Genomic DNA, 24,688 nt, shown 5'->3' with positions numbered 1-24,688 from the left:
TAACCTCTCGTTTTTATTACCTTTGCCCACCGTAAAAAGCACATAAATATGTTCAATAAAAATATAAAATTAGTCATTGCCGCCTTAATCATAGCCTATGCTGTCTATCAATTTACAGAGGGGTATATTGGCAATGGTATCATGTTTATTTTACTATCACTCATCTTCATCTTTTTATATTTTAAAAATGAAATGATTCTATTGGCGTTTCTAAGATTGCGTAAGCAAGATTTTGAAGGCGCAAAAAAATGGTTGGATAAAATTAAAAATCCTGAAGGCGCTTTAGTTAAAAAACAACAGGGATATTTGAATTACCTGAACGGTGTTATGGTGTCGCAAACCAATATGAATGAGGCCGAAAAATATTTTAAGAAAGCTTTGACTCTAGGACTATCTATGGATCACGATAAAGCCATGGCAAAATTGAACTTAGCAGGAATAGCATTTAGTAAGCGCCGTAAGCAGGAGGCTCAAAAATTAATTGTTGAAGCTGAACAGTTAGATAAAAGAAATATGTTGGCTGACCAGATTAAGATGATGAAGCAACAGATGAAAAAGGCGTCCATCCCTAAACAGCATTATGGCCAACCGACATCTGCTAGACAAAATAGACGCAGTCGTCGATAAGACGAAAATTCAATGTCTAAATACTTATTCTTACTAAGGCGTGCGCCTAGATGCGAATGAAATTGCATAAATTTTTGAGAACTCTAAGGTTGCAACTAATTTCTTCTAAAGTAATGGTGCCATTAGGCGAGCTACGGCTTCAATAAGTTTAACGCGTTTAGACCGCTTTACCCAGCGATCCATATCTAATTGTTCGCAATCTTGTAGATCGTCATTAAATAGTTGCTTCATTTCAAGACTAGTGTCCTTGTGATAGATGAGTGCATTAACTTCAAAATTAATATTGAAACTTCTGTAGTCCATATTGGCCGTTCCTATGGTACTGAAGGTATCGTCTACAACTATGGTTTTTGCATGCACAAAACCCTTGCAGTATTGGTAGACTTCTACGCCTGCTTCTAAAAGGCGTTCCAAGTAACTGTTGGTGGCGTATTCTGCTATCCAAGAATCGGAAGTTTTGGGAACAATCAATTTCACATCAATATTACTTCGGGCAGCGACTTGCAGCGCTGTAACGATTTCATCATTCGGAATAAAATAAGGGGTGGTAATATAGATGTAATCTGAGGCATTGGTTATGGCCACAAATATGGCCTCCATAATATTAGACCAATCTGTATCCGGACCACTAGCAGCAATTTGAAGTGGTACATTTTCCTTGCAATCATGCTTAGGGAAAAACTCTTTTTCCACTTCGATTTCATCTCCGAAGGCAAAATCAAAACTTGTTAAAAACAAAATCTGAAGCGGTTTTACAGCCTCTCCAACAATCCTTAAATGCGTATCTCGCCAATAGAGTTCATTATTGGCGTTGACGTAGGTGTCCGAAATATTAATACCACCTAAATAGCCGATTACGCCATCAATGACAGCAATTTTGCGATGGTCCCGATAGTTCATCTTTCCTGTAGACCCCGAAAACAATACCGGCATAAAGGAATGCATCTCAATGCCACACTCTTCGACACGGCGTTTGGTTTTCTTCGAAATACTACTTCCAACATCATCTATAACAATGCGCACTTTGACGCCTTCAGAAGCCTTTTCGCAAAGCAAATCAAAAAGTTCTAAACCTATTTTATTGTCCTTTATAATGAAGTATTCGAGATGAATGTGGTGTTTGGCGTTTTTAATATCTTCAAAAAGCAATTCAAATTTTTTATCACCATCCTTTATAATCTTAACGTCATTATTTATCGTCAGTTTCGATTTTTCTGAATTATAAAGCAATGGAATAAGCTTCGATTTTTCATCGAGTAAATCATCCACCTCTTCTATCTTGGTCGTTTCTAATTCCAGACCTTCCTGAATCTTTTTGGTAATGCTCTGATTTAAAACATTCTTCCGACTGAATATCTTTGTTTTACGATATTCTTGCCCAAAAAGGTAATACACAATGAGCCCTACAAAAGGAAAAACCAAAAGCGCAATGATGTAACTTAAGGTCTTAGTGGGATTAACTTTTTTAAGAAGAATAGTGATGACGCCAGAGAGTGCCAGCACGTAATTTATGACAATAAGGATGAGCCAGATATTGGACTTTATAAACTCCAAAGCTTAGGGTCTTGCTGTGTAATGTCCTTTTTCCGGAATCTCAATAAGATATTTTTTTCGAGATTTATTGTTAAGATGTGGTTCTCTCAACCAAGGATTATGAAGTTTTAGGATTTTATAATTTATCCCGAATTCCTCAGCAAAACGTGTAAAGTCAGTAACTGCAGTATCCACTTCAACTTTGAATGTAGGAACATTAGCATATAAATCTTTGTCTCTAAAATTGAAACCATATTTCTGCGGATGTGCCAGAATCTCTTTCAAAGCTACAATTCTGAACATATATCTCCCAGTTTCTTCATTAAGCAATAGATCGTAATAATCATTAACGTTTTGTTCTTTTAAGCGTCTCGAAATCCCTGCTTTTCCTGCATTGTAAGCCGCTGCCGCCAAAGTCCAAGACCCCAACTGCTCTTTAGCATCTTTGAGGTATTGACAAGCCACTTCGGTAGCCATTTCTAAATGGTAGCGTTCATCAACGTTATCGTTAATTTCAAGGCCTTCCTCACGGCCTGTAGCTTTCATGATTTGCCAAAAACCTCTTGCACCAGCTGGAGAAACGGCATTGGTTAGGCCACTTTCAATAACAGATAGATATTTAAAATCTTCAGGAATTCCATTTTTCTTCAAAATAGGTTCAATAATCGGGAAGTACTTCGCCGCCCTTTTAAACATCAACAAACCATTGGATTGCCAATAGGTATTAACGAGCAATTCACGATCCATGCGTTCGTAAATATCTGGGTTTTCCAAAGGCATGACCTCGCCTGCAAAATTTAGTCCTTCCGGCACTTCCAAGGCGTAAACATTATAATCATTGACCAAAGGCTTTTCTTTGGTGACTTCATTATCTGACGGCGATTCTTGGGCCGCATAAATAAACAATCCTGAAACCGTTACCAGCCCAACAATGGCCAGAATATTCTTTATTTGGTGCATAATTCTTTTTTTATAAAAATATAGAATTTATCTAAGCTCTTCAAGCTCAATCGCGTATAAGTTTTGGTAAATTTTCGTTAAACCATTTATACTTATTAATAATCATGATGTGCGTACCGCCTTTGATAATAATGCAATTGCCAGCACACGAGTGCGGAAAAACAATATCCTTATCGCCATGTATGTAAATCGCTTCAGGATGAGGCTCATTCTGTTCCCAACATACCACTTGCTTTATGGCCCAATCTAAATATTTAGGGTCGTCTACAGAAAGGTATTTCTTATACAATTCTACACGTTTTTTTACGGTAGGTCCTAGTGCAAATCTACTTAACAAGCCCACATGCCCAACTAGACTGGTAGGGAGAAAATTATAGCCTTTGGTATATTTTAAAAGTTTTAAGCGTTTGGGTAATTCCTTGTTGGATTTAATGCTAGAGACTACAAAAAGTTTTCTGACATTGATGTGTTTACTCATTTCTTGCACTAAGATACCTCCGAAAGAAACTCCCAACAACACGACACTGTCATATTCTATGAACTGGGTCATGCGCTTGGCGTAGTCGGAGAGGCTTTCATTTTTATTGGGAATCAGCCATTCTAACCAATGGATTTTGAACTCATCTTCAGGAAGTTTAATATGCTCAAAAATGGTTGGGTTTGCCGCCATCCCAGGCATTAAATAAACATGTATAAGTTGATCTGACATTTATTATTAATAGGAATTGACCTCAAAAAAAATTAAAAACTAAGAGTTTTACTCGCTAAAAGGAATAATTAACATGCTAAATCACAAGTATTTAACGAGTATCATTTTTAAAACTCATCAATTTTTACTACCTTTGCACAGCAAAACTATGTAAATTATAGTTTCTACACTACCGACCGCTAATTTTAAATTTAACGACATTATGACTGAAGCTGCTGAATTGATTGACAATGACTTTTTGCGTCAATTTGAATTAAAGGTTGATGATAACATGGCTGTTATCGAGTATTCGCTCCAAGAGCGAAAAATTTTCTTGACAAAAATGATTATTCCAGAAACATTGGATTCAAACGAATTCCAGAAAGACTTTTTGGAATTGGTTTTTGACAACATTAAAGAACGTAATATCAGTGTGGTTCCTACGAGCCCTGAAATCGCCAAGTTTGTAAGAAGCAACAGAAAGTACAAGCGTATGCTACCTGTTGGGATTAGAATATAATTTGGCTTGAAGTAAAATTTAGAAACCGAGATTAACGTCTCGGTTTTTTATTTAGTAGTATTTTGAAATGTCCTCGGACACTTTCAAAAAAGCATGACCTGAATCATCCGGAAGCAATTTATCCTCGCTTTCAGAAAAAGAGAATTTCACTTCAGAACTGTCTTTCAACTTAAGGATGACTTTATTATTTGATAAACTATAAGTCATTTCCTCAAGAGCAGACATCTTGTTGTCTTTCGTAGTTGTTTTTGAGATTTTTAAGCCGTTTTGGGCAGAACCAAATACCAAGGTTTCAACAGTTTCAGAACCATCATTTGTTGTTATACGTTGCCACTCTCCACGAAGTAAGTCTTCAGTTGTATTGGAAGATAGACATGCAGTCAACGCGAAAAGCAAAATGAAAAATATGGGCTTATATAAACGGAATATCATGATTTGGGAATCTATAGCTCAAAGTTAAATTTTAGATACTATACGGAAATAACAAAACGATGAGATGCTCATTTAAAGGCTAAAGGGCGAATTCCTCTACAAAATTAAATCGTACTAAACCGTCTTCATCAATCTCAGTGAGTTCAACGGTATGGATTGTATTTATCAAAGTTGGATTCCAAGGCGCTTTTACTTTGATATAATTTTCGGTAAACCCATGAATGTAGCCTTCCTTGTTTTCGCCTTCAAACAAAACGCTTCTCGTAGTCCCTAATTGACTTTCGTAAAAGGCACGTCGCTTTTTAGCTGATAAACCGCGTAGCATTTTACTTCGTTTTGCCCTTATTTTTTTAGGAACAATACCATCGAACGAAGTGGCTTCGGTATTATCACGTTCAGAATAGGTAAACACATGCAAATACGAAATATCGAGTTCGTTCAAGAAATTGTAAGTTTCCAAAAACAGCTCATCCGTTTCACCAGGAAAACCAACAATAACATCCACGCCAATGCAAGCATGAGGCATCACTTCCTTTATCTTTTTTACTCTATCCACGTACAATTCGCGCATGTAACGTCTTTTCATGCGTTTCAATAATGCGTTACTACCACTTTGCAACGGAATATGAAAATGCGGGACAAATGCTCTAGATTTCGATACCAAATCAATTGTTTCATTTTTAAGCAAGTTGGGCTCAATGGAAGATATTCTCAGTCGCTCTATGCCTTCAACCTTATCGAGTTCTGTGACTAAATCCAAAAAGGTATGTTCGTGTTTTTTATTCCCAAACTCACCTTTACCGTAATCTCCAATATTTACGCCGGTAAGTACAATTTCCTTTATGTTCTGCGCAGAAATTTCTTCAGCATTTTTAATGACGTTAGCCATGGTGTCGCTTCGGGAAATACCTCGTGCCAAAGGAATGGTACAGTAGGTACATTTATAATCACAACCATCCTGAACCTTTAAAAATGCCCGTGTTCTGTCACCTATGGAATAACTGCCTTCGTAAAAATCAGCCTCCTGGATTTCGCAAGAATGCACCTCACCCATCTCATTCTTAGACAAGTCGTTGATATAACTCGTAAGTTTGAACTTTTCTGTAGCTCCAAGAACTAAATCCACACCATCGACATCCGCTAATTCTTCAGGCTTTAATTGCGCATAACAGCCAATTGCGGCCACAAAGGCATCTGGATTAACTTTCTGTGATTGCTTCACTATCGTTTTAAAACGCTTATCGGCATTCTCGGTCACGGAGCAGGTGTTAATCACATAAATATCCGCATGTTCAGTAAACTCTACACGGTCAAAGCCCTCGGCCGTAAAGCTACGGGCAATGGTGGACGTCTCTGAAAAATTCAGCTTACAACCTAAAGTATAAAATGCGACTTTTTTATTTTTTTTCATGTTTGCAAAACAAGCGAACAAAGGTATGAAAATGTATGTATTTATTGTAAGTTTATGGGTATATAAGAGTCCCTGATTGTTATAAATTGGCAATCTATAATCTATAAATACTTGAAATTGATAGACCAGCGTATTACCGAAACAAAAGACTACCTAGACAATGGCGATTTAGATTTAGGATTTAGACGCCTAATGGATTTGGCTATGGATACAGACAATATGGATGTCTACCAATCCATTATAAATTTAACCGAATGGAAATCCAACCACCAAAACCAGGATGAAAGCTTTACAACCAAAGCAAAATCTATTCTAGATACTATCGCAAAACAAACTATCACTGTTGGCGACCGTTCTCAGGTCATAGTTAAAGCGGAAGACGTTTGCAAAAGTTATGGCAAAAATAAATTCGCCCTAGGCCCTGTGTCATTGGGATTACAACGTGGCAAAGTCTATGGTTTGGTCGGCGAAAATGGCAACGGGAAAACCACCTTATTACGAATTTTAGCAAGAGAACTCTCTAAAGACAGTGGTACGCTTTATTATAATATTAATGAAACCGTCTTATCTGATTACGATTTGCGTACTCGGCTAGTTTACATTCCTCAGCGCACCAAAAAATGGTATGGTAGTCTTCAGGATAATCTAAAATTTGTCTTGAGTAGTTATGGTCTTCCTCCTGAGGAAATTGACCAAAGGGTGCTAATGATGATAGCCAGGTTTGGATTATGGAATTACAAAGATTTAAAATGGAATGAACTTTCTTCAGGCTATAAAATGCGATTTGAATTGGCGAGAACCATGCTACGACAACCAGAAGTTTTGTTGCTAGATGAGCCTTTGGCAAATCTTGACATTATGGCGCAACAAGTCATTTTGGAAGACCTAAAATCATTATGTAATTCTGTTCGCAGGCCTGTAGCGTTGATTTTGAGTTCGCAACAACTTTATGAAGTTGAAAAAGTGTCAGATATGGTGATTTTTCTAAAAAATGGCCAATACCGAGATAATCTCCCAACTCAGGTTGATGACCGAGGCCGTCTAACAGTTGAAATAGATACAGAAGCTACTAGAGCTGAACTACTTGATGCTTTAGGTGCATTACAAATAGAAAGCCTTACATTTAATGGCGGTCTTTACATTGCCAATTTTAAAGATATCGAAAGTTTTTCTGCTGTTTTGAGTTATTTGGGGCAAGCACATATTAAAATCCTTTACATTAGGGACATTACCCAATCTACTAGACGCTTTTTTGTTAGCTAAACTTTATTTATGAAATCGAAAATACACTCAATAAATCAACACTTATTAAAGCGATACCCTCTACTTTGGAATACACGAGTACTTTGGATGCTCAGCGCCTGTCTCCTTTTGCATATTGTATTCTTTATTATCGGTTCTGTAACCGTAAGTGATGTGGAAATTCTCCAAGAACGTGGTGCGGTAACTCTTTTTTTTGAAAGTGGCATCGTTTTTTTCAGTATTATGGTGTCTATTTTAGCCATTGTAGTTTGGCTTATCTTTCTGTTTAAGAATAATGGATTTAAAAGTTATTATCCAACGTCTAAGTCAAAATTATTTTTAGAATACATTATATACTTCATAATCTTTTTCTTTGCTATCAGTTTTTATTTCTCGTATATGATTGGCTTAAAATTTATGGTCAATCAGCAACATCCTGATAATGAATTTAAAGCAAATATTGAATTGTCTAACCGAGCACACGTCTTTTTCTCACATAATCTCGCGGATTACGAACTCAGCAATCGACGATACCCAGAGCCTTTCGACACCTTATACTGCGAAGCCAGGGAGACTATGGTAATTACCGAAAGGCCCTATTTTAATTTCTTAAATAAATATTATCAGTATTGGAGTTTAAAAAAAGATAGTATTGCGATTTCTGACTATGACTATGATGACCGTTCCAACTGTCTGTTTCCTTTGAGTAGAGATGGCTTTATGGTTTGCCACGTAAAAGACAGTTTAATGGATGTATCAAGACATGTCAATACAGTTCAACCTTCTTACTTTAATTTTTCCAGACCATTTTTTAGCAATAAAAGAGATGCTTCGGACTCTTATGTTGTAAGTATCACAAACCCGTTAAATGAAGACCTTGACCGTACCGAAAATATTTTAATAAATAAAGATGTACATCAATTGCTGTCAAGAAATAATCCTGAAGCTATTAAAAAACTGCTTTCGGAGTTTCTGGATATTACTGAAGATTACAAAATTAAATCGAACTTAACCGTAGAAAGTTGGTTTTACGCCGTTTATCATCCAGAAAATTTTGAAGTAAAAAAATTGATTGGAAAAAGTTCGCCAATGGAAACATCATTAAATTATAATGTTGCATCCACAGAGTTTCAAAAGTACGCTTCAAGCATTACGAGCAAATTGTATTTAAAATCTGATGACCTCTTTCAAGTTTATGATAATATATCTGACATTAAGAAGTTCAAAATATTCAACGATGGTATACATGTTTTTTTGTGGTTAGCATTTGGGTTGTCTTGTCTACTCTTTGGCTTTAGGATAACATCCTCTAAAATCTTTATTTTTTCAGTGGTTACAGGAGGAATTTTAATCATCGTAGTTTCCTTGGTAACTGTTGCCATAAATTATCTCATCGATTATGCACAAGGCACTCAGTATCTCATCTACTTTTTTATGCTGTCATTAGCATTTGCCATATTGTCCATTCCTTACTTTTTTATAAAAACTATTAAAAGAATGCTTAGTGGTATTGCGATTAATTTATCACTGGTAATGGTGCCTCTAACCATATTACTCATATTAGTATTGATTACGTCTTATCAAACAGACAATTGCTTAAAAAATTTCAGGGATTTTGGTATTGAAGATAACCACCCCTGCCCAAATATTCTTGGCTATTTTGGCTTTGATTGGAGCTATATCATTCTTGTTGCTTCATTAATCTTTATATTTCTATTTACCACAAAAATCCGTCAATGGAGAGCACTTCCGGAACAATAGAACAGTGGCGAATGAAATCCGTAACAACTAAATTAGCTACATTGGTTTTTAGTTTGTTTTGCATTTTGGGATGTACCAACCAAAAGCTATCCAACAAAGACCACCTCGTCTTTCGCTATAACGAGCACAAAAACATCGGTTCTTTAGACCCAGCATTTTCCAAGGTGCTGTCAGATATATGGGCGACCAATCAGTTGTTTAATGGCTTGTTACAGATGGATGATGATTTAAACGTGCAACCAAGCATTGCCAAGTCTTGGGAAGTTTTAGATAGTGCCACGACCTATCGTTTTAATTTGAAGTCTGATGTCTATTTCCATAAACACGAATTATTTGGAAAAGATTCCACAAGAACCGTAACGGCAGACGATTTTGTGTACAGTTTCAATCGTCTTATTGACGCAAAAGTAGCATCGCCAGGGAGTTGGGTTCTGGATAAGGTTGAACGGTTTGAAGCAGAAAATGATTCTACCTTCATTATTAAATTAAAACAGCCGTTTCCTGCATTCTTGGGCTTGTTGACTATGAAGTATTGCTCAGTAGTTCCGAAGGAAGTTGTGGAACATTATGGTTCTGAATTCCGTTCAAATGCCATTGGTACGGGTCCTTTTTATTTGAAACGATGGGAAGAAAACATCAAACTGGTTCTTCGGAAAAATGACAACTATTTTGAAAAAGACAACTCTGGAAAATCATTACCACATCTTGAAGCAGTCGCTATCACATTTCTACCCGATAAACAGAGTGAATTTCTTCAATTTGCTCAGGGAAATATTGATTTTGTATCAGGATTAGACGCTTCTTACAAAGATGAGATACTAACCTCTAAGGGCGAATTAAAACCAAATTATTCAGAGGACGTGAATATGATTAGAGGGCCATATCTCAACACCGAATACTTAGCTTTTTTTATGGCATCTGAACTTCCTGAAGTACAATCAAAATTACTTAGGGAAGCCGTCAATTATGGCTTTGACCGTCAAAAGATGATTACCTATCTGAGAAATGGCATCGGTATTCCTGCTCACGGTGGCTTTATTCCGAAAGGCTTACCTGGCTATCATGAAAATATTGGCTACAGTTACAAGCCTGAAAAAGCCCAAGACCTCATCAAAAAGTTTAAATCTGAAACCGGAATCAACAACCCAACCATCACACTAACCACAAATAGTAATTATCTAAGTTTTTGTGAGTATATCCAAAGAGAGCTACAAAAATTTGGATTGAACATTGTGGTTGATGTCATTCCCGCATCGAGTTTAAAGGATTTAAAAGCCAACGGGCAGTTAGCTTTTTTCAGGGCGAGTTGGGTAGCTGATTATCCAGATGCGGAGAATTATCTATCGCTTTATTATAGTGAGAATTTTGCACCAAATGGCCCTAATTATACGCACTTTTCAAATCCTGAATTTGATGAACTCTACAAAAATGCCTATTTAGAAACAGATACTGAAAAACGTACACAGCTTTATACAGAAATGGATAGTTTGATGATGCAATCTGCTCCAATTGTGCCGTTGTATTATGATGAAGTTGTTCGGTTTACTAGAAAAAATGTGAGTGGCTTAGGAATTAATGCTACTAACTTGTTGGATTTAAAAAAAGTGAGAAAGACTAAATAGTCTTTCCCACCTCTTCAAACTAAAAACCTAAACCAACATAACATTAGAATATAGCGGTCTAATTTATATTCCAAATGTAAATAATCACCAAACTGTATTTGATGATGAGGATAATTTCCAACCTATGTTTGTTAAGATAGGTTCTCATTAATAACGGTTTCTTGAGATTTCATAGATTTCAGCTGAATTTAATGTTTTACCGTATACCAAAATATCATCAATCTTTCCTTTAAAATAATCGTCTTCAAACTCATCATAAGCACCAATCATAACTGGGTTATTAGACCATGTGATTAAATCGGTATTTGTATGGGTAACAGCTAAATTCCCATCAATATAAATACTCCAGATGTTTCCATTTTCAACCGTTAGGATAACATTTATCCATGTATCATTTGGCAAATCCAAAGTCATTGTAGAGTGGTGGAAAAACATACTGTTACTATAATAATGCGCATTGATTTCATCACCTTCAAATTTTAAGACATAATCTCTACCAGTGCCTACTTTGGACATAAATACACTATGAAAACCTTGATTAAGATTAGAATCTTTGTAAACCCATAGCGAGATGCTAAAGTCGTTTGCGTTTTCTCCAAAAGATGGAATAGACATATAGCCAGCATTAAATTCCATTGCAGAATCTGCTTTACCAAAGCGGTTTAACGTACTCGAAATACCAGTGGCAGATGTACTAGATGCATTATTAGCATTACCGGAATAATCATCTAAATCATTGTTAAATGGATAATAGGCCAATAAATTTCCTTCTGGACCAGGAACGTCAATAATATCCATGGTAACTTGAATCGTCGTCGTTAAACTACCATCAGATATTTCTACAGTAGCTACAACCTCATCACGTTGTTCAAAATCAAAAGCTTCAGGGGTTTGCACCATTAATTGTCCATTAGAGGCATTAATAGTCATAGAATTTTCTGGTGTTTGCGATGTAATTGCGAATGTTAAATCATCCCCATCGGTATCGTATGCTTCAACGGTGGCTAATAATTCGGATGTCAAATATTCATCAATAGAAAAGGTGACATCCTCGGCAATCGGAGCTGTATTTTCGGGTTCTGTTTGTGTTGGGGTGTCGTCGCTACTACAGCTCATAATAATGAGAGCACTCCAAATAAATACATGTTTTTTCATAATAAAATAGGTTAAGTAATTTATGCTAATGTACTGAAATTCAAAATCTTGAATACTCAATAATTAATAGTCGTTGGGTTTAATTTAATACGTGTAATTATTTATTAAATAAAAGAGGAAAACCAAGATTGACTTCCCTCTTTTTAAATAGAAGGGGCACTATTAATTTTTAAGGATTTTATGTTTCATGCTTTGGGAACCATCTTGGTTAGAAATGGAAATGATATACATTCCCGAACTCAAAGACGAGACATCTATCTTGTCTATTCCGCTAGTATAATTTCCTTTTAAAAGACGTTTACCCTGTAAGGTCAACACTTCGTAATTCAAGCTTTCTAATCCTTGTATAAGAATATACTGTTGCGTTGGATTTGGAAATATTTTGATGTTTTGGTTATTTAAAAAACCTTCAGTACTTAGACTATTTTCCTGAAGCTTTTGGACGAATAAATCTGAGCTACCTACAGAATTCTCGGTAAAAACTGTTGAGCCAGGTGCTAAATCTATTGAGCCAGAATATCGACCCACTTGAACTATTTTATCATTCCTGAGCGTAGTGCTCTGTATATAGTCAGTACCATTTTCTCCCACTTTTAAAGTGTATTGCCAAGCACCGGCATTACTCATTTTAGTAATAAAGCCATTGAAGGTTCCGTTAGCCGTCAAGAAAAAACTGGCATCAGGATTTTGTGTAAAAGTGTCACTAAATCGTCCGGAAAAATAGATATCATCATTACTATCTACGTCGACCGAATACGTATTTAATGTATTTGAAGTACTTGTGAAATTTTTGGCATAAACAAAATTTCCTGCATCCGTTAATTTCCAAAGAAATAAGGATTGTTTATTATCACCAGATATTGTGAAGGATGCCATGTTAAACGTACCGCTGTTTGGGTCAAAATCTACAGTCCCATCAAATCTACCTGTCATAATAATATTGTTATTTGAATCAATAACAACATCCATAATGTCTAAACCTTCGCCTTGGGGTGTGGGTTGTCCTCCAACTAGGGTCTTTCTATATAAAAAATTTCCGTTTGAATCAAGTTTAGAAATGTAAGCACTGTAAAGCCCAGAACTTCCAGCATTAGCTACTCCAGAGCCTGGGTCAAAATCGTTTGTCCCTTTAAATCGACCTACAGATATTATATTATTGTTTCCGTCAACGGCTACAGCTCTGCCAAAATTACTGAAACTGGTATTGTTACCTATAAAGGTCTTGGCCCATACAAATGAGGGCCTCAAAGTGCCTAAATTGAGTTTGATTACAAATGGGTCAGTCAGAGCACCTGCGGTTTCGTTTTGAGTTCCTGTTGTTGGATTTAAATCTGCTGTTCCAGAAAAATTTCCTGTAACAATTAAGTCATTATTAAAATCCACAACATTATCAAAAACGTTGTCGTTACCTGACCCACCAAAAGTTAATATAAAATCATTCGCCCCTCCAGCTGTTAATCCCAAAATAAAAGCGTCTAAACCTCCATTAGACGTTTTATTTATTGGTGTTCCTGTATTAGAAAAATTTACAGTGTTTCTAAAACCTCCGCCAGCTATTACCTTGCCTGAATCATCTATGGTCACGGTACGACCAATCTCATCATCCACACTTCCATACGTTCTAATCCAAACAAAGTTTCCGCTACTATCTAATTTTAGTAGGAAGATATCCAGACCTCCATTTGAAGTACGATTGACTGTATTGGAACTAGGGTCAAAATCTACGGTTCCTGAAAACTCTCCAATGATATACACATTATCATTAGCATCAACAGCAACGTCTTTTGCGTAGTCATTTCCTGTTCCACCAATTCCATGGCCCCATTCAAAAGTTTGTGAGTTGACAAAAAGACTGCAACAGATAAAACATAAAATAAATAAGTAATTGTTTTTCATGGTTAAGTTATTTTTAATTTGGACTCTAATCTAGCGCCCATAACTGGCACAAAACCATGAAGATTAATATCTGTAACATTTCAACTAATACATGTTACATATCGTTTAATGAATGAAAATCAATTAGTGGGCTAATAATCGTAATTTTAATTCAAATTAAAATTACGATGCGGTTCACAGTACTACTTTTGACCTTTACTGGACATTTTTTCACTTTAGCGCAAACAACTGAACAAGATATGTTGCGAGAAAATCTAGACTTTTTCAAACAAGTTATTACAAATGTAGATGCACTAAAAAATACGGATGAAAAGCTGTATTATCTCGACTCTGTTCACTCTAGAAGCAACTCTGATTATATAATTCAAAGACTAAATCTTTTAAAAGCAAAAACATTCCGGAGTACAGACTTAAACAGCGCTTTCAAACTCTTAAACAACGTTGAGACTTACATCAAAAAACATCCAGATTATCTACATTTAAACACACATTTTAAGATAGTTAAAGGTAGAGCGCTTTATGATTCCGGAAAACATGAGGAATCCCTAAATCACTATAAAGAAGCGGAGATGCTATTAAAGCAACTTAAAAATCCTGATACGTTCTGGAACTATGCTTTAGAAATTAAAACAGGAATTATTTCAAACTACGTTTCGCTTGACAGGAACGATGAGGCTATTCAACAACTTACTGAGCTTGAAAAGTCAGTCTCGCGAGATGATAAGCTAGATGATTACATCTATGTCCTTAATATGCTCGGTTTCCTACATACTAAATCAAAAAACTACAAAGATGGTATACGATATTTTACAAAATTAACAGACTTGGCCAAAGATAAGGCTCAATATAAAGAAGCATACTTTGGGGCGGTGAACAATTTAGGATACATCTTTAAAAATACAGGAGACAGCAATGAGGCGGTTATCCTTCTTGAGGAAGCCATAATACAGGCAAAAAACTATCAAATTTTAAATAAAGAACTTTTACTGAGTAACAATCTAGGATATTTATATCTAGATGCAGAAAATTTAAACAAAGCTGAAATATTGGGTTTGTCAACACTTGAAAAAAGCAAAAATACCTTTGAAGATATTGAAGCAGAATCCCAGCGCCTTTTGGCAGTTGTCTATTACAAAAAAGAAGAGCTTGTAAAAGCTCTCAATTATACCGAATTGGCATCTCAGTTTTTCAGAAAAACAAATGATTTAAAACGCTTAAAGTATGTGCTGGGAATTAAAAATAAGATACTTATTAAGCAAGAAAACTTTAAAGAAGCAACCAAAGTCAACTCTCAAATGATAAGTCTTATGGATAGCATTAGCTTAAAGAATGATATGCAAAACCTTCAAAAGACGCTTGTGGCATTTGAAACTGAAAAAAAGGATAAAGAAATAACTATCCTTAAACAAAAAGAAGAATTGGCCTCCGTTAAACTAGCGCAACAAAGGGATAAAATAATCTTTCTGGTAGGCTTGTTGGTGATTTTATTGGCATTAGGCATCATAGTTTTTACATATCATAAAAAACTAGGGCGCATCCAAAATCTTGCATTACGTTCAAAATTGACGCGTTCTCAATTTAACCCGCATTACATCAACAATGCCTTTACAGCATTACAAGCAGAGCTTACAGAACATAATTTCAATGAAAACTTAATTAATTATACCTCCAATATTTCGAGATTTTCACGATTGGTCTTAGAGAGTACCTTCAACGATGAATGGACTCTAAAAGAAGAAAAAAACATGATAGACAATTACCTCTCGATTCAGCAACACCGATTAGAACACAGTTTTCAATACCACATAGTATGCAATATTAAAAATGAACTATGGCTTTCCAAAATACCCAGTGCGCTAACCCAAACGGTTCTAGAAAATGCTATTGAGCATGGTGGATTTTCTACGACCAATAACACTGGGAAAATCGAAGTTCTTATTTCCCAAATCAAAGACCAATTGCACATTAGTATTAAAAATAATATCTTGAGTAATGGACCAATCCCGTCTAATGAAGTAAAAGAAAGGCCTTCTAGAGGACTGGAAATAACTAGACAACGCATTGCTTTGCATAAAAAAATATATGGACGACACGCAACACTTAATTTAACAAAAGAAGAAAACGAAGTTGAAGTCCTATTCGAACTCCCTTTACTAGTCGCATGAATGTACTTATAATAGATGATGATAAAAGAATCTGCAAGCTTATTCAATCCTTGCTGAAACGCTATTTTGAATCTACATTCAAAATCATTGATGGTGTTACATCCTTAGAGGCTGGTATAGAATCTATCAAAAACAATGATTATCAATTATTGATTTTAGATATCCATTTGGGAAACAATGCCACAAGTTTTGATATCCTAAAAAAAACAGAGCCAAATAATGCTAAGATTATCTTTATTACAGGACATGAGAACTATGCGATAGAAGCCATAAAAAAAGGGGCATTGGATTATGTGCTTAAGCCTATACAAACACAAGAGTTTAAAGAAGCTATAGAAAAGGCGATTAACGCAATAAACACAAATAGCTCAACCGAAAAAGCTAGTTCATTTATTGCCAAACAGAATAACAGCCTAATGCTGAAAGATTTGGAAGGAATGCGTCTCGTACAACTTAGTGATATTATTTTTTTAAAGGCTTCTGGCCCTTATACAGATGTCTTTCTCGTTAATTCAGAAAGAATTACTGTGACCAAACATCTCAAGGATTTTGAAAATAAATTAAATAATACCGGGTTCTATCGCGTACATAATTCCTATATCATAAATACGCTTAAAATGACAGGAATTACAAAAAGAGATGGTTTGTGTGTGAATTTAGAATCTGGAGAGAACATTGTTATATCTGGCCGTAGAAAAGATGATTTTTTGAAATTTATTGAGACCCATTTACATGTGTAAGCTACTGCTTTTCCACATAATAAATATCATCATCGCCTTTACCCTTTTTGCGTTTTGACGTGAGATAGCCTGTATTAGTACCTGTTAGCATAAAAGAAATATCGCTTTCCGTTGAATTGATAGGTTTTGGTAAACGTTCGGCTTTTTCAAAAGTGCCATCAGGATTCATTTTGGCACTGTAAATATCGTAACTCCCTAGTCCTCCAGGTTTATTTGATGAAAAAAATAAGACATTATCTTTGCTCATAAAAGGAAACATTTCCAAAGCATAAGAGTTGACATTTGGCCCTACATTTTCAGGTTCAGAAAATGTACCGTCCGATAACATCTCTACACGATAAATATCTGATTTCCCCTTAGTGTATTGCTTTCCGGTGCCTTTCATATCCGAAATAAAGAACATATATTTTCCATCGGCACTTAACGTTGGATGGGCATACGAAAATTTAGGCTTACAGAAAGACAAGACTTCAAATCCAGACCAACCGCTAATTGTTAATTCAGCAACTTCAATATGAAGGTTGGTGTCCTTAAATTTTCCTTTCGGTGCATTTTTTCGTTTTCCGTATTTGGTAGAAACGTATAGCTTTTTTCCATCGGGCGAATAGGTTGCACTGACGATATGCTGAATGTCTTCAGAATCAGCAATTTTAAAAGCTTCAATATTTGTGATTTCGCCATTTGCCGAGACATTACCTTCATATAATCCCAAAACTGGGTCAGGGCCATCTGTAATGATTCGTCCTTTTTTATTGGTTTTAAACGACGTGATTAGCACTTTGCCATCATTACTATAGGCCAATCCGAAATGCGGATTCTTATCGTTCATTTCTAAATTAGTCACTGTATATGTGGCTTCTTGCGAAAAGACAGCGTACGAAAAACAAAACGCAATAAATATCAATACGACTTTCATAGCCTTCAAATTAAATTAATCCCGACGAAACTTTTGGGTGTCCTCAAATACATGGTCCAAAATGGCTTTGTCAATATCACTGAATTCCAAACCGCGTCTTTGCATAACCACGGTAGCAACTTCATAAGCTTTGTTGGTTTTATAGGTCACAAAACCCTTGCTCCCGCCCCACGAAAAACTGGGAACGAAATTGCGTGGAAAACCACTTCCGAAAATATTGGAACTCACACCAACGACTGTTCCTGTATTAAACATGGTATTGATACCGCATTTGCTGTGGTCGCCCATCATCAATCCACAAAACTGTAATCCAGTTTTGGCAAAACCTTCTGTATTGTAATCCCAAAGGCGAACCTCAGCGTAGTTATTCTTTAAGTTTGAATTGTTGGAATCCGCACCAATATTACACCACTCGCCCAAAACGGAATTCCCCAAAAAGCCATCATGACCTTTGTTAGAATAGCCAAAAATCACAGAATTATTTACCTCACCACCAACTTTTGAATGCGGGCCAATCGTAGTAGGACCATATATCTTAGATGCCAATTTTACCGTAGCATTCGGGCAAAGTGCAAAAGGCCCACGGATGACAGAGCCTTCCATGATTTCGGTATTTCGCCCAATATAAATTGGACCGTTCTCAGCATTTAGAGTGACGAAATTCAGTTTCGCCCCTTTTTCTATAAATATATTTTGAGCATTGATGGTGTTGACCGTTGCCGGAATGGCTTCAGACTTTCGGTCGGACGTAATCAAATTGAAATCATCTTCAATTGCTGAACCGTTTTTTGAAAAAATATCCCAAGTGTTCTCGATCTTTAGAATATCGCCTTCAAACTCAATAGCCTCGAAGCTTGAAAAATCTTCGGGCGACTCCCCTTCCTTTACATGAAAGGCTATGACATCTTCTCCTATAAATACAGCTTGATTTTCAGTCAATGACTTTACAACCGCCGTGATTTCACGATTCGGAAGGTAGGACGCATTAATCATAATGTTATCGTCCATTTCTACCATCGGGAATTTTTCGGAGAGATAGTTTTCCGTCACTGTAGTGGTGGTGTATTCCAAATAGGATTCCCACTTTTCACGAATTGTAAGTATCCCTACTCGGATATCTGCCACAGGGCGTGTGTATGTAAAAGGTAAAAGATTATTTCTGTGGGGACCATCAAATAAGATGTAGTTCATAGTCTAAGCCGTTAGTGCACCGATAGTTAATTAACGTAAGGTCTTTTACGGTGTATGTTTCAAATGTAGGGGAAATACAGAAAATAAAAAAGCCTCCCAGTTTCCTGAAAGGCTTTTAATATCGTTAGGCTTCGCTTATTTCTTAAACTTAGCGTATTTGTTTTTAAACTTGTCAATACGACCAGCAGTATCTACTAATTTAGATTTACCAGTGTAGTACGGATGAGAAGACCTAGAAATTTCCAACTTCACCAATGGATACTCAACACCATCAACCTCGATAGTTTCGTTAGTATCAGCAGTTGACTTTGTTAAAAATACGTCGTCGTTAGACATATCTTTAAACGCCACTAATCTATAATTTTCTGGATGTATACCTTTTCTCATCGCTCAATGCTTTAATAAATATTCGATTTTTTCGAGGTGCAAATTTAATCATTTTTTGTAATTCTACAATCTTTTTAATTAAATTTAATTTTAAATACCTTGTAACAAATCAGTGCAAGTTAACACTAACCAACTGAATTACTAACTAAACCAATTAAACATGGAAAAATCTATCAAATCATCAGCCCTAAATTATGGTCTTTACCTGGGGCTTACCTTATGTGCCATTACTATAGTTTGCTACGCTGTAAACATGGAGCTCTTGGTGAATTTTTGGGTCGCTATTTTACTCCCAACCATTATTGCCATAACCTTCGGGGTTATCTCTACGGCTAAAAGCAAGAGCCTTTTGGGCGGTTACATATCATTTAAACAAGCGTTCAGTTCTTTCTTCATCACTATTGCCATTGGTATTCTTATTAGTTCAGTGGTTTTATTTGTGCTGTTTAATTTTATCGACCCAGAATCGGCCGTGATGCTAAAAGAAATGGGCTTGGAGAAATCTCGTGAAATGATGGAAGGCTTCGGGATGGCTGAAGCCCAGATAAACGAAGCAATGGCAAAAGCAGAGCAACAAGATAGCTTTTCAATTACTACGCAAGCCTTAGGTTATGCACAAGCACTAGTATTTTATTCTATCATTGGCCTTATCGTGGCTCTTATCATGAAACGTAAAGACCCAAACGCCGAATAAATATTTTCGTTACTTTTGAGCTACCAAACGCTCAAACCATCCTATGGATATATCAGTAGTTATACCACTACTTAACGAAGACGAATCTTTAAAAGAATTACACGATTGGATTGTATCAGTGATGCAGTCCAATTCGTTTTCTTACGAAATTATTTTTGTCGATGACGGCAGTACGGACAGCTCCTGGTCGGTTATAGAAGCGCTGTCTTCCGAAAATCCTCATGTAAAAGGTATTCGGTTTTTGAAGAACTTTGGGAAGTCTCAAGCACTTCATGCCGGCTTTATAGAGGCAAAAGGTGATGTTGTCATTACCATGGATGCGGATTTACAGGACAATCCCGAAGAAATCCCAGAACTCTATAACATGATTATTGACCAAAAGTTTGATTTGGTTTCTGGCTGGAAAAAGAAACGCTACGACAGTGTCATAGCGAAAAATTTGCCATCTAAATTATTCAATTGGGCCGCTCGGCGTACTTCGGGCGTTAAATTGAATGATTTTAATTGTGGTTTAAAGGCCTATCATAGTGATGTGGTAAAAAATATTGATGTTAATGGCGAAATGCATCGTTATATCCCTGTTTTGGCTAAAAATGCCGGATTCACAAACATAGGTGAGAAAGTCGTGAAACACCAAGCCAGAAAGTACGGCCATACCAAATTCGGGATGAATCGGTTTATCCATGGATTCTTGGACTTATTGACCATTTGGTTTATCTCCCGTTTTGGAAAACGGCCTATGCATTTATTTGGTGCACTTGGTGTAATTATGTTTATCATCGGCTTTGGTTTTGCCTTCTACTTGGGTATTGATAAATTGTATTTTAATCCCGATGGTCGTCTAATCACCCAACGACCGCAATTCTATATTGCACTGGCTACTATGATTATCGGAAGTCAATTTTTCATCGCAGGATTTCTGGGTGAATTGGTCCTAGGCTCAAAACGGCAACAACAGCGTTACCTCATTAAGGAATCATTAAATCTTAATTAAACATCGGTATTTTCGCTTCCCAAATCCTAAGTTGCTTCCTATTTTCTTAATTTTACGTATACTATTGCATTCAATATGATTTATATTAAACCAGAACTCTTAAAGCGTGTCAATACTTGGATGACACCAGCGTTTGACGCCGACACCAAAAAGCAAATCGAAGGCCTTATTGCCAATGACCCTAAAGATTTAGAAGACCGTTTTTACAAGGATTTAGAATTTGGGACTGGCGGAATGCGAGGCGTAATGGGTATAGGCACCAACCGTATTAATAAATACACCCTCGGAAGAAATACCCAGGGCTTAAGTAATTTTCTAAAGCAAAGCTTTCCTGACGACGATTTAAAAGTTGCCATTGCCTACGATTGTAGACATAACAGTAAAACACTGGCCAAAGTGGTCGCTGATGTTTTCTCTGCAAATGGTATAAAAGTTTTTTTGTTTGAAGATTTAAGACCAACACCAGAGTTGTCTTTTGCTGTAAAACATCTTAATTGCCATTGCGGAATTGTATTAACAGCTTCCCACAATCCACCCGAATATAACGGCTATAAAGTGTATTGGCAAGATGGTGGACAATTGGTGCCACCTCAGGATGCTGAGATTGTAAACATTATAAATAATCTCAATTATTCAGATATAAAGTTTGAAGAAAATTCCGATTTAATCGAATATATAGGAAAAGACGTTGATGATGTGTTTATCAATGCTTCGGTAGAAAATGGAAGCTTCGACACGTCTGATGATGCTAGGCAAAACCTGAAAATCGTATTTACACCGCTTCATGGCACATCAATTACGACTATCCCTGAAACCTTAAAACGTGCTGGCTATACCAATGTTCATCTTGTTGCAGAACAAACTGAACCCAATGGTGATTTCCCAACGGTAAAATCTCCAAATCCTGAAGAGCCTGAAGCACTAAAAATGGCTATAGATTTGGCTAATAACATAGATGCCGATATTGTCATCGGCACCGACCCAGACAGTGATAGATTGGGGATTGCTGTGCGTGATTTAGACGGAAACTTGTCCATTCTCAATGGTAATCAAGCCATGATTATCATGACAGAGTTTCTGTTAGAACAATGGAAACAACAGGGAAAATTAGATGGTAATGAGTTTATTGGTTCCACCATTGTATCAACGCCAATGATGCAACAATTGGCCGATGCTTACAACGTGGAATTGAAAATTGGGTTAACTGGCTTCAAATGGATTGCCAAAATGATTAAGGATTTCCCCCTACTCGATTTCGTTGGTGGTGGTGAAGAAAGTTTTGGATTTATGGTCGGTAACTTTGTCCGTGATAAGGATGCTGTAACTTCAACACTACTTGCTTGCGAAATTGCCTCACAAGCGAAAGCGAACGGACAGACGCTTTATGAAAAACTGATTTCATTATATTCAAAATACGGTCTTTTTCAAGAGCGTTTAGTTTCAATGACCAAAAAAGGCATTGAAGGTGCTTCAGAAATAAAGCAGATGATGATTGATGCCCGTGAGAATCCTTTAAAATCACTTAATGGCTCAAAGGTCATTCGGATTGAAGATTATCAGACGTCAGTGTCAAAAGACCTTCAAACGAATACAGAATCGACGATTGATATTCCGAAGTCAAACGTACTAATTTACTACACCGAAGACGGCAGTAAAATCGCGTTAAGACCAAGTGGAACAGAGCCAAAAATCAAATTCTATGTTAGTGTGAATTCAGAATTGGACAATATGTCCGATTATCAGTCTGAGGCGCAGTTATTGAACGAGAGGATTGATGCGATTCTAAACGACATGAACCTTTAATGGATTATTTTAAGCAAATCCTTCGCTTTGCGATTCCTTATAAAAAGTATGCAATACTAAATATTGTATTCAACATTTTCTATGCGCTTTTTAGTGCTTTGGCCTTTGTAGCTTTTATCCCAATGCTTGATGTTCTTTTCAACGAGAAAAAAACAGTTGTAGAAACAAAGCCAACTTACGAGGGACTTATGTCTGTTGGAAGTTATATTGAAGATAGCCTAAGCTATCATATGAATACACTGGCCGAAACAGACAAGATGGGCGCTTTGTTATTGGCTATTTCACTCATTATAAGTTTGTTTTTTCTGAAGAATATTTGTAATTATTTCGCGATGTACTTTATTACATTTTTGCGAAACGGGGTGCTTAAAGACTTGCGAAATGCCATTTACAATAAAATAACTAACCTGCCGTTGGCCTTCTTTTCCGAAAAACGTAAGGGTGATACCATAGCAAGAATTAGTAATGATGTGCAAGAAATTCAGTCATCCTTTCTTTCTATATTGGAATTGATTGTTAGGGAGCCATTGACCATCCTCTTCACTATTATTCTGATGTTTAAAATCAGTACCCAATTAACCTTGTTTGTATTTATCTTTTTACCGATTTCAGGTTTTATCATTTCAAGAATCGGGAAAAGTTTAAAGAAGAAATCGGACCGGGTACAAAAGGAACAAGGTCAATTTTTATCTATTGTTGAAGAAACCTTAGGCGGATTAAAAGTGATAAAGGGATTTACCGGAGAACAGACCTTTCAGAATAAATTTGAAGAATCCACATCGCGATTTTATCGTTTTTCAAACAAATTATTAAACAGACAGAATCTAGCATCGCCGACGAGTGAATTTTTAGGTATTGCTGTTATTGGTATCATCCTTTGGTTTGGTGGGAAAATGGTATTGGTAGACGAAGTTTTAAAAGGCAGTGAGTTCCTCGCCTATCTCGGCCTAGCCTACAACATACTCACACCAGCCAAAGCCATTAGTAAGGCAAGTTACAGTGTTAAAAAAGGTAATGCGGCCGCGGAACGAGTTTTAGAAATTCTGAATACGGCTTCACCCTTGGAAGATGCACCAAACGCCAAAGAAAAAACGGATTTCCGGTCCAACATTTCCATAGAAAACATCTCCTTTAAATATGAAGATGAATTAGTCTTAAAAAACTTCTCGCTTCAAATCCCGAAAGGAAAAAGCGTCGCTTTGGTTGGGCAGTCGGGAAGTGGAAAAAGTACTATTGCCAATTTAGTAACACGTTTTTACGATGTCAATGATGGTCAAATTTCTATCGATAGTGAAGACATTAAAGGCTTAAAGAAAAAGTCGCTTCGACAATTAATGGGGCTAGTGACACAAGATTCCATTTTATTTAATGACACTATTAAAAACAACATTAAACTTGGAAAAGAAGATGCTACTGATGACGAAATTTTGGACGCGCTTAAAATTGCCAATGCATGGGAGTTTGTCAAAACACTACCGAAAGGTATAGATACCAATATCGGTGATTCTGGAAACAAACTGTCTGGAGGACAAAAACAACGTTTAAGCATTGCACGTGCGGTATTAAAGAATCCACCAATCATGATTCTCGATGAAGCAACCTCAGCTTTAGATACGGAGAGTGAACGGTTGGTTCAAGACGCTTTAGAACGTATGATGCAAAACAGAACCTCTATTGTCATTGCGCATCGCTTGTCAACCATCCAGAATGCAGACCAAATTATCGTAATGCATAAAGGTGAAATCGCGGAAAGTGGCACACACACCGAACTTTTAGCAAAGAATGGCGTTTACCGAAAGTTGGTAGAAATGCAACGTTTAGAGAGCTAGTATCGGGAATATTATTACTGAATTCTAATCAACAACTATTAAATATAATCAAAAAGGACCCGATTTGCATCGCGTCCTCTTCTGATTTTTATCGCCAGCTTTGGGGAGCTGGCAACATCCAT

At 36.5% G+C, this 24,688-nt stretch carries 21 protein-coding genes; 11 read left to right on the top strand and 10 right to left on the bottom strand.

Annotated features, from left to right (window positions below; genetic code table 11):
- Positions 1–48 precede the first annotated feature (48 nt).
- Entirely contained in the window at positions 49–627 is a 579-nt protein-coding gene (locus ACFOSX_RS09145) for a DUF2892 domain-containing protein (RefSeq protein WP_386099600.1), read from the top strand.
- 105 nt (positions 628–732) lie between these two features.
- Here the strand turns inward: ACFOSX_RS09145 and cls are convergent, their stop codons facing one another.
- From cls to ACFOSX_RS09130, 3 genes are read right to left on the bottom strand one after another with little or no spacing between them, the layout of a single operon-like run.
- Positions 733–2,181 (bottom strand): cardiolipin synthase, encoded by a 1,449-nt coding sequence (gene cls, locus ACFOSX_RS09140; RefSeq protein ID WP_386099597.1) that lies wholly within the window; start codon positions 2,179–2,181, stop codon positions 733–735.
- Positions 2,182–2,184: 3 nt separating this feature from the next.
- Positions 2,185–3,120 (bottom strand): lytic transglycosylase domain-containing protein, encoded by a 936-nt coding sequence (locus ACFOSX_RS09135; RefSeq protein WP_386099594.1) that lies wholly within the window; start codon positions 3,118–3,120, stop codon positions 2,185–2,187.
- A gap of 46 nt (positions 3,121–3,166) precedes the next feature.
- On the bottom strand, positions 3,167–3,829 hold the full coding sequence (locus ACFOSX_RS09130; protein WP_386099591.1) for an alpha/beta hydrolase: 663 nt from the start codon (positions 3,827–3,829) through the stop codon (positions 3,167–3,169).
- A 202-nt stretch (positions 3,830–4,031) separates the two neighbouring features.
- On the opposite strand from ACFOSX_RS09130, the gene ACFOSX_RS09125 reads away from it, so the two are divergent.
- Positions 4,032–4,328 (top strand): N-acetyltransferase, encoded by a 297-nt coding sequence (locus ACFOSX_RS09125; RefSeq protein WP_386099588.1) that lies wholly within the window; start codon positions 4,032–4,034, stop codon positions 4,326–4,328.
- A gap of 51 nt (positions 4,329–4,379) precedes the next feature.
- Here the strand turns inward: ACFOSX_RS09125 and ACFOSX_RS09120 are convergent, their stop codons facing one another.
- Positions 4,380–4,760 (bottom strand): hypothetical protein, encoded by a 381-nt coding sequence (locus tag ACFOSX_RS09120; RefSeq protein WP_386099585.1) that lies wholly within the window; start codon positions 4,758–4,760, stop codon positions 4,380–4,382.
- Between the two features lie 79 nt (positions 4,761–4,839).
- Positions 4,840–6,171 carry a tRNA (N(6)-L-threonylcarbamoyladenosine(37)-C(2))-methylthiotransferase MtaB gene (gene mtaB / locus ACFOSX_RS09115; RefSeq protein ID WP_386099583.1) on the bottom strand — a complete coding sequence of 444 codons (1,332 nt, stop codon included), beginning with the start codon at positions 6,169–6,171 and terminating at the stop codon, positions 4,840–4,842.
- Between the two features lie 111 nt (positions 6,172–6,282).
- Between mtaB and ACFOSX_RS09110 the strand changes: the two genes are divergently transcribed.
- The 3 genes from ACFOSX_RS09110 to ACFOSX_RS09100 are packed head-to-tail and all read left to right on the top strand — an operon-like array spanning position 6,283 to position 10,796.
- Positions 6,283–7,434: an ABC transporter ATP-binding protein gene (locus ACFOSX_RS09110; protein WP_386099580.1), complete on the top strand. Its 1,152-nt coding sequence runs from the start codon at positions 6,283–6,285 to the stop codon at positions 7,432–7,434.
- A gap of 9 nt (positions 7,435–7,443) precedes the next feature.
- Complete coding sequence (locus ACFOSX_RS09105) at positions 7,444–9,174, top strand: hypothetical protein (RefSeq protein WP_386099577.1); 1,731 nt, start codon at positions 7,444–7,446, stop codon at positions 9,172–9,174.
- Positions 9,150–10,796 (top strand): ABC transporter substrate-binding protein, encoded by a 1,647-nt coding sequence (locus tag ACFOSX_RS09100; RefSeq protein WP_386099574.1) that lies wholly within the window; start codon positions 9,150–9,152, stop codon positions 10,794–10,796. The genes ACFOSX_RS09105 and ACFOSX_RS09100 overlap by 25 nt, the downstream gene beginning before the upstream one ends.
- A 147-nt stretch (positions 10,797–10,943) precedes the next feature.
- On the opposite strand, the gene ACFOSX_RS09095 is transcribed toward ACFOSX_RS09100, so the two are convergent.
- Complete coding sequence (locus ACFOSX_RS09095) at positions 10,944–11,951, bottom strand: LamG-like jellyroll fold domain-containing protein (RefSeq protein WP_386099571.1); 1,008 nt, start codon at positions 11,949–11,951, stop codon at positions 10,944–10,946.
- Between the two features lie 162 nt (positions 11,952–12,113).
- Complete coding sequence (locus ACFOSX_RS09090; protein WP_386099568.1) at positions 12,114–13,847, bottom strand: T9SS type A sorting domain-containing protein; 1,734 nt, start codon at positions 13,845–13,847, stop codon at positions 12,114–12,116.
- Positions 13,848–14,014: 167 nt separating this feature from the next.
- On the opposite strand from ACFOSX_RS09090, the gene ACFOSX_RS09085 reads away from it, so the two are divergent.
- Complete coding sequence (locus ACFOSX_RS09085; protein ID WP_386099565.1) at positions 14,015–16,012, top strand: histidine kinase; 1,998 nt, start codon at positions 14,015–14,017, stop codon at positions 16,010–16,012.
- Positions 16,009–16,752, top strand: a complete 744-nt coding sequence (locus ACFOSX_RS09080; RefSeq protein WP_386099562.1) for a LytR/AlgR family response regulator transcription factor — start codon at positions 16,009–16,011, stop codon at positions 16,750–16,752. The genes ACFOSX_RS09085 and ACFOSX_RS09080 overlap by 4 nt, the downstream gene beginning before the upstream one ends.
- Position 16,753: 1 nt before the next feature.
- Here ACFOSX_RS09080 and ACFOSX_RS09075 read toward each other — a convergent pair whose 3' ends face one another.
- The 3 genes from ACFOSX_RS09075 to ACFOSX_RS09065 form a co-directional block, all read right to left on the bottom strand.
- Positions 16,754–17,668, bottom strand: coding sequence for a hypothetical protein (locus tag ACFOSX_RS09075; RefSeq protein ID WP_386099559.1), 915 nt, complete (start codon positions 17,666–17,668; stop codon positions 16,754–16,756).
- A gap of 15 nt (positions 17,669–17,683) precedes the next feature.
- Positions 17,684–18,859 carry a GlmU family protein gene (locus ACFOSX_RS09070; RefSeq protein WP_386099556.1) on the bottom strand — a complete coding sequence of 392 codons (1,176 nt, stop codon included), beginning with the start codon at positions 18,857–18,859 and terminating at the stop codon, positions 17,684–17,686.
- Between the two features lie 135 nt (positions 18,860–18,994).
- On the bottom strand, positions 18,995–19,246 hold the full coding sequence (locus tag ACFOSX_RS09065; protein ID WP_386099553.1) for a type B 50S ribosomal protein L31: 252 nt from the start codon (positions 19,244–19,246) through the stop codon (positions 18,995–18,997).
- A gap of 160 nt (positions 19,247–19,406) precedes the next feature.
- Between ACFOSX_RS09065 and ACFOSX_RS09060 the strand changes: the two genes are divergently transcribed.
- The 4 genes from ACFOSX_RS09060 to ACFOSX_RS09045 all read left to right on the top strand — a co-directional run bounded on the left by ACFOSX_RS09060 (position 19,407) and on the right by ACFOSX_RS09045 (position 24,566).
- Positions 19,407–19,940: a DUF4199 domain-containing protein gene (locus ACFOSX_RS09060; RefSeq protein WP_386099550.1), complete on the top strand. Its 534-nt coding sequence runs from the start codon at positions 19,407–19,409 to the stop codon at positions 19,938–19,940.
- Positions 19,941–19,983: 43 nt separating this feature from the next.
- Complete coding sequence (locus ACFOSX_RS09055; RefSeq protein WP_386099547.1) at positions 19,984–20,934, top strand: glycosyltransferase family 2 protein; 951 nt, start codon at positions 19,984–19,986, stop codon at positions 20,932–20,934.
- Between the two features lie 75 nt (positions 20,935–21,009).
- Positions 21,010–22,737 (top strand): phospho-sugar mutase, encoded by a 1,728-nt coding sequence (locus ACFOSX_RS09050; RefSeq protein ID WP_386099544.1) that lies wholly within the window; start codon positions 21,010–21,012, stop codon positions 22,735–22,737.
- Complete coding sequence (locus ACFOSX_RS09045) at positions 22,737–24,566, top strand: ABC transporter ATP-binding protein (RefSeq protein WP_386099541.1); 1,830 nt, start codon at positions 22,737–22,739, stop codon at positions 24,564–24,566. The genes ACFOSX_RS09050 and ACFOSX_RS09045 overlap by 1 nt, the downstream gene beginning before the upstream one ends.
- Positions 24,567–24,688: the final 122 nt, after the last annotated feature.

Origin of the sequence: Winogradskyella maritima (assembly GCF_042650215.1) — a bacterium.
Taxonomy (GTDB): Bacteria; Bacteroidota; Bacteroidia; order Flavobacteriales; family Flavobacteriaceae; genus Winogradskyella; species Winogradskyella maritima.
Note: the sequence above shows the minus strand (reverse complement) of the source record. Positions and strands in the feature narration are given on the sequence as shown.

Bases quoted from the DNA above. Each gene is read 5' to 3' on its own strand.
- ACFOSX_RS09145 (WP_386099600.1), top strand. From the start codon at position 49: ATGTTCAATAAAAATATAAAATTAGTCATTGCCGCCTTAATCATAGCC.
- ACFOSX_RS09135 (WP_386099594.1), bottom strand. From the start codon at position 3,120: ATGCACCAAATAAAGAATATTCTGGCCATTGTTGGGCTGGTAACGGTT.
- ACFOSX_RS09130 (WP_386099591.1), bottom strand. From the start codon at position 3,829: ATGTCAGATCAACTTATACATGTTTATTTAATGCCTGGGATGGCGGCA.
- ACFOSX_RS09125 (WP_386099588.1), top strand. From the start codon at position 4,032: ATGACTGAAGCTGCTGAATTGATTGACAATGACTTTTTGCGTCAATTT.
- ACFOSX_RS09120 (WP_386099585.1), bottom strand. From the start codon at position 4,760: ATGATATTCCGTTTATATAAGCCCATATTTTTCATTTTGCTTTTCGCG.
- mtaB (WP_386099583.1), bottom strand. From the start codon at position 6,171: ATGAAAAAAAATAAAAAAGTCGCATTTTATACTTTAGGTTGTAAGCTG.
- ACFOSX_RS09105 (WP_386099577.1), top strand. From the start codon at position 7,444: ATGAAATCGAAAATACACTCAATAAATCAACACTTATTAAAGCGATAC.
- ACFOSX_RS09100 (WP_386099574.1), top strand. From the start codon at position 9,150: ATGGAGAGCACTTCCGGAACAATAGAACAGTGGCGAATGAAATCCGTA.
- ACFOSX_RS09095 (WP_386099571.1), bottom strand. From the start codon at position 11,951: ATGAAAAAACATGTATTTATTTGGAGTGCTCTCATTATTATGAGCTGT.
- ACFOSX_RS09090 (WP_386099568.1), bottom strand. From the start codon at position 13,847: ATGAAAAACAATTACTTATTTATTTTATGTTTTATCTGTTGCAGTCTT.
- ACFOSX_RS09085 (WP_386099565.1), top strand. From the start codon at position 14,015: ATGCGGTTCACAGTACTACTTTTGACCTTTACTGGACATTTTTTCACT.
- ACFOSX_RS09080 (WP_386099562.1), top strand. From the start codon at position 16,009: ATGAATGTACTTATAATAGATGATGATAAAAGAATCTGCAAGCTTATT.
- ACFOSX_RS09075 (WP_386099559.1), bottom strand. From the start codon at position 17,668: ATGAAAGTCGTATTGATATTTATTGCGTTTTGTTTTTCGTACGCTGTC.
- ACFOSX_RS09070 (WP_386099556.1), bottom strand. From the start codon at position 18,859: ATGAACTACATCTTATTTGATGGTCCCCACAGAAATAATCTTTTACCT.
- ACFOSX_RS09065 (WP_386099553.1), bottom strand. From the start codon at position 19,246: ATGAGAAAAGGTATACATCCAGAAAATTATAGATTAGTGGCGTTTAAA.
- ACFOSX_RS09060 (WP_386099550.1), top strand. From the start codon at position 19,407: ATGGAAAAATCTATCAAATCATCAGCCCTAAATTATGGTCTTTACCTG.
- ACFOSX_RS09055 (WP_386099547.1), top strand. From the start codon at position 19,984: ATGGATATATCAGTAGTTATACCACTACTTAACGAAGACGAATCTTTA.
- ACFOSX_RS09050 (WP_386099544.1), top strand. From the start codon at position 21,010: ATGATTTATATTAAACCAGAACTCTTAAAGCGTGTCAATACTTGGATG.
- ACFOSX_RS09045 (WP_386099541.1), top strand. From the start codon at position 22,737: ATGGATTATTTTAAGCAAATCCTTCGCTTTGCGATTCCTTATAAAAAG.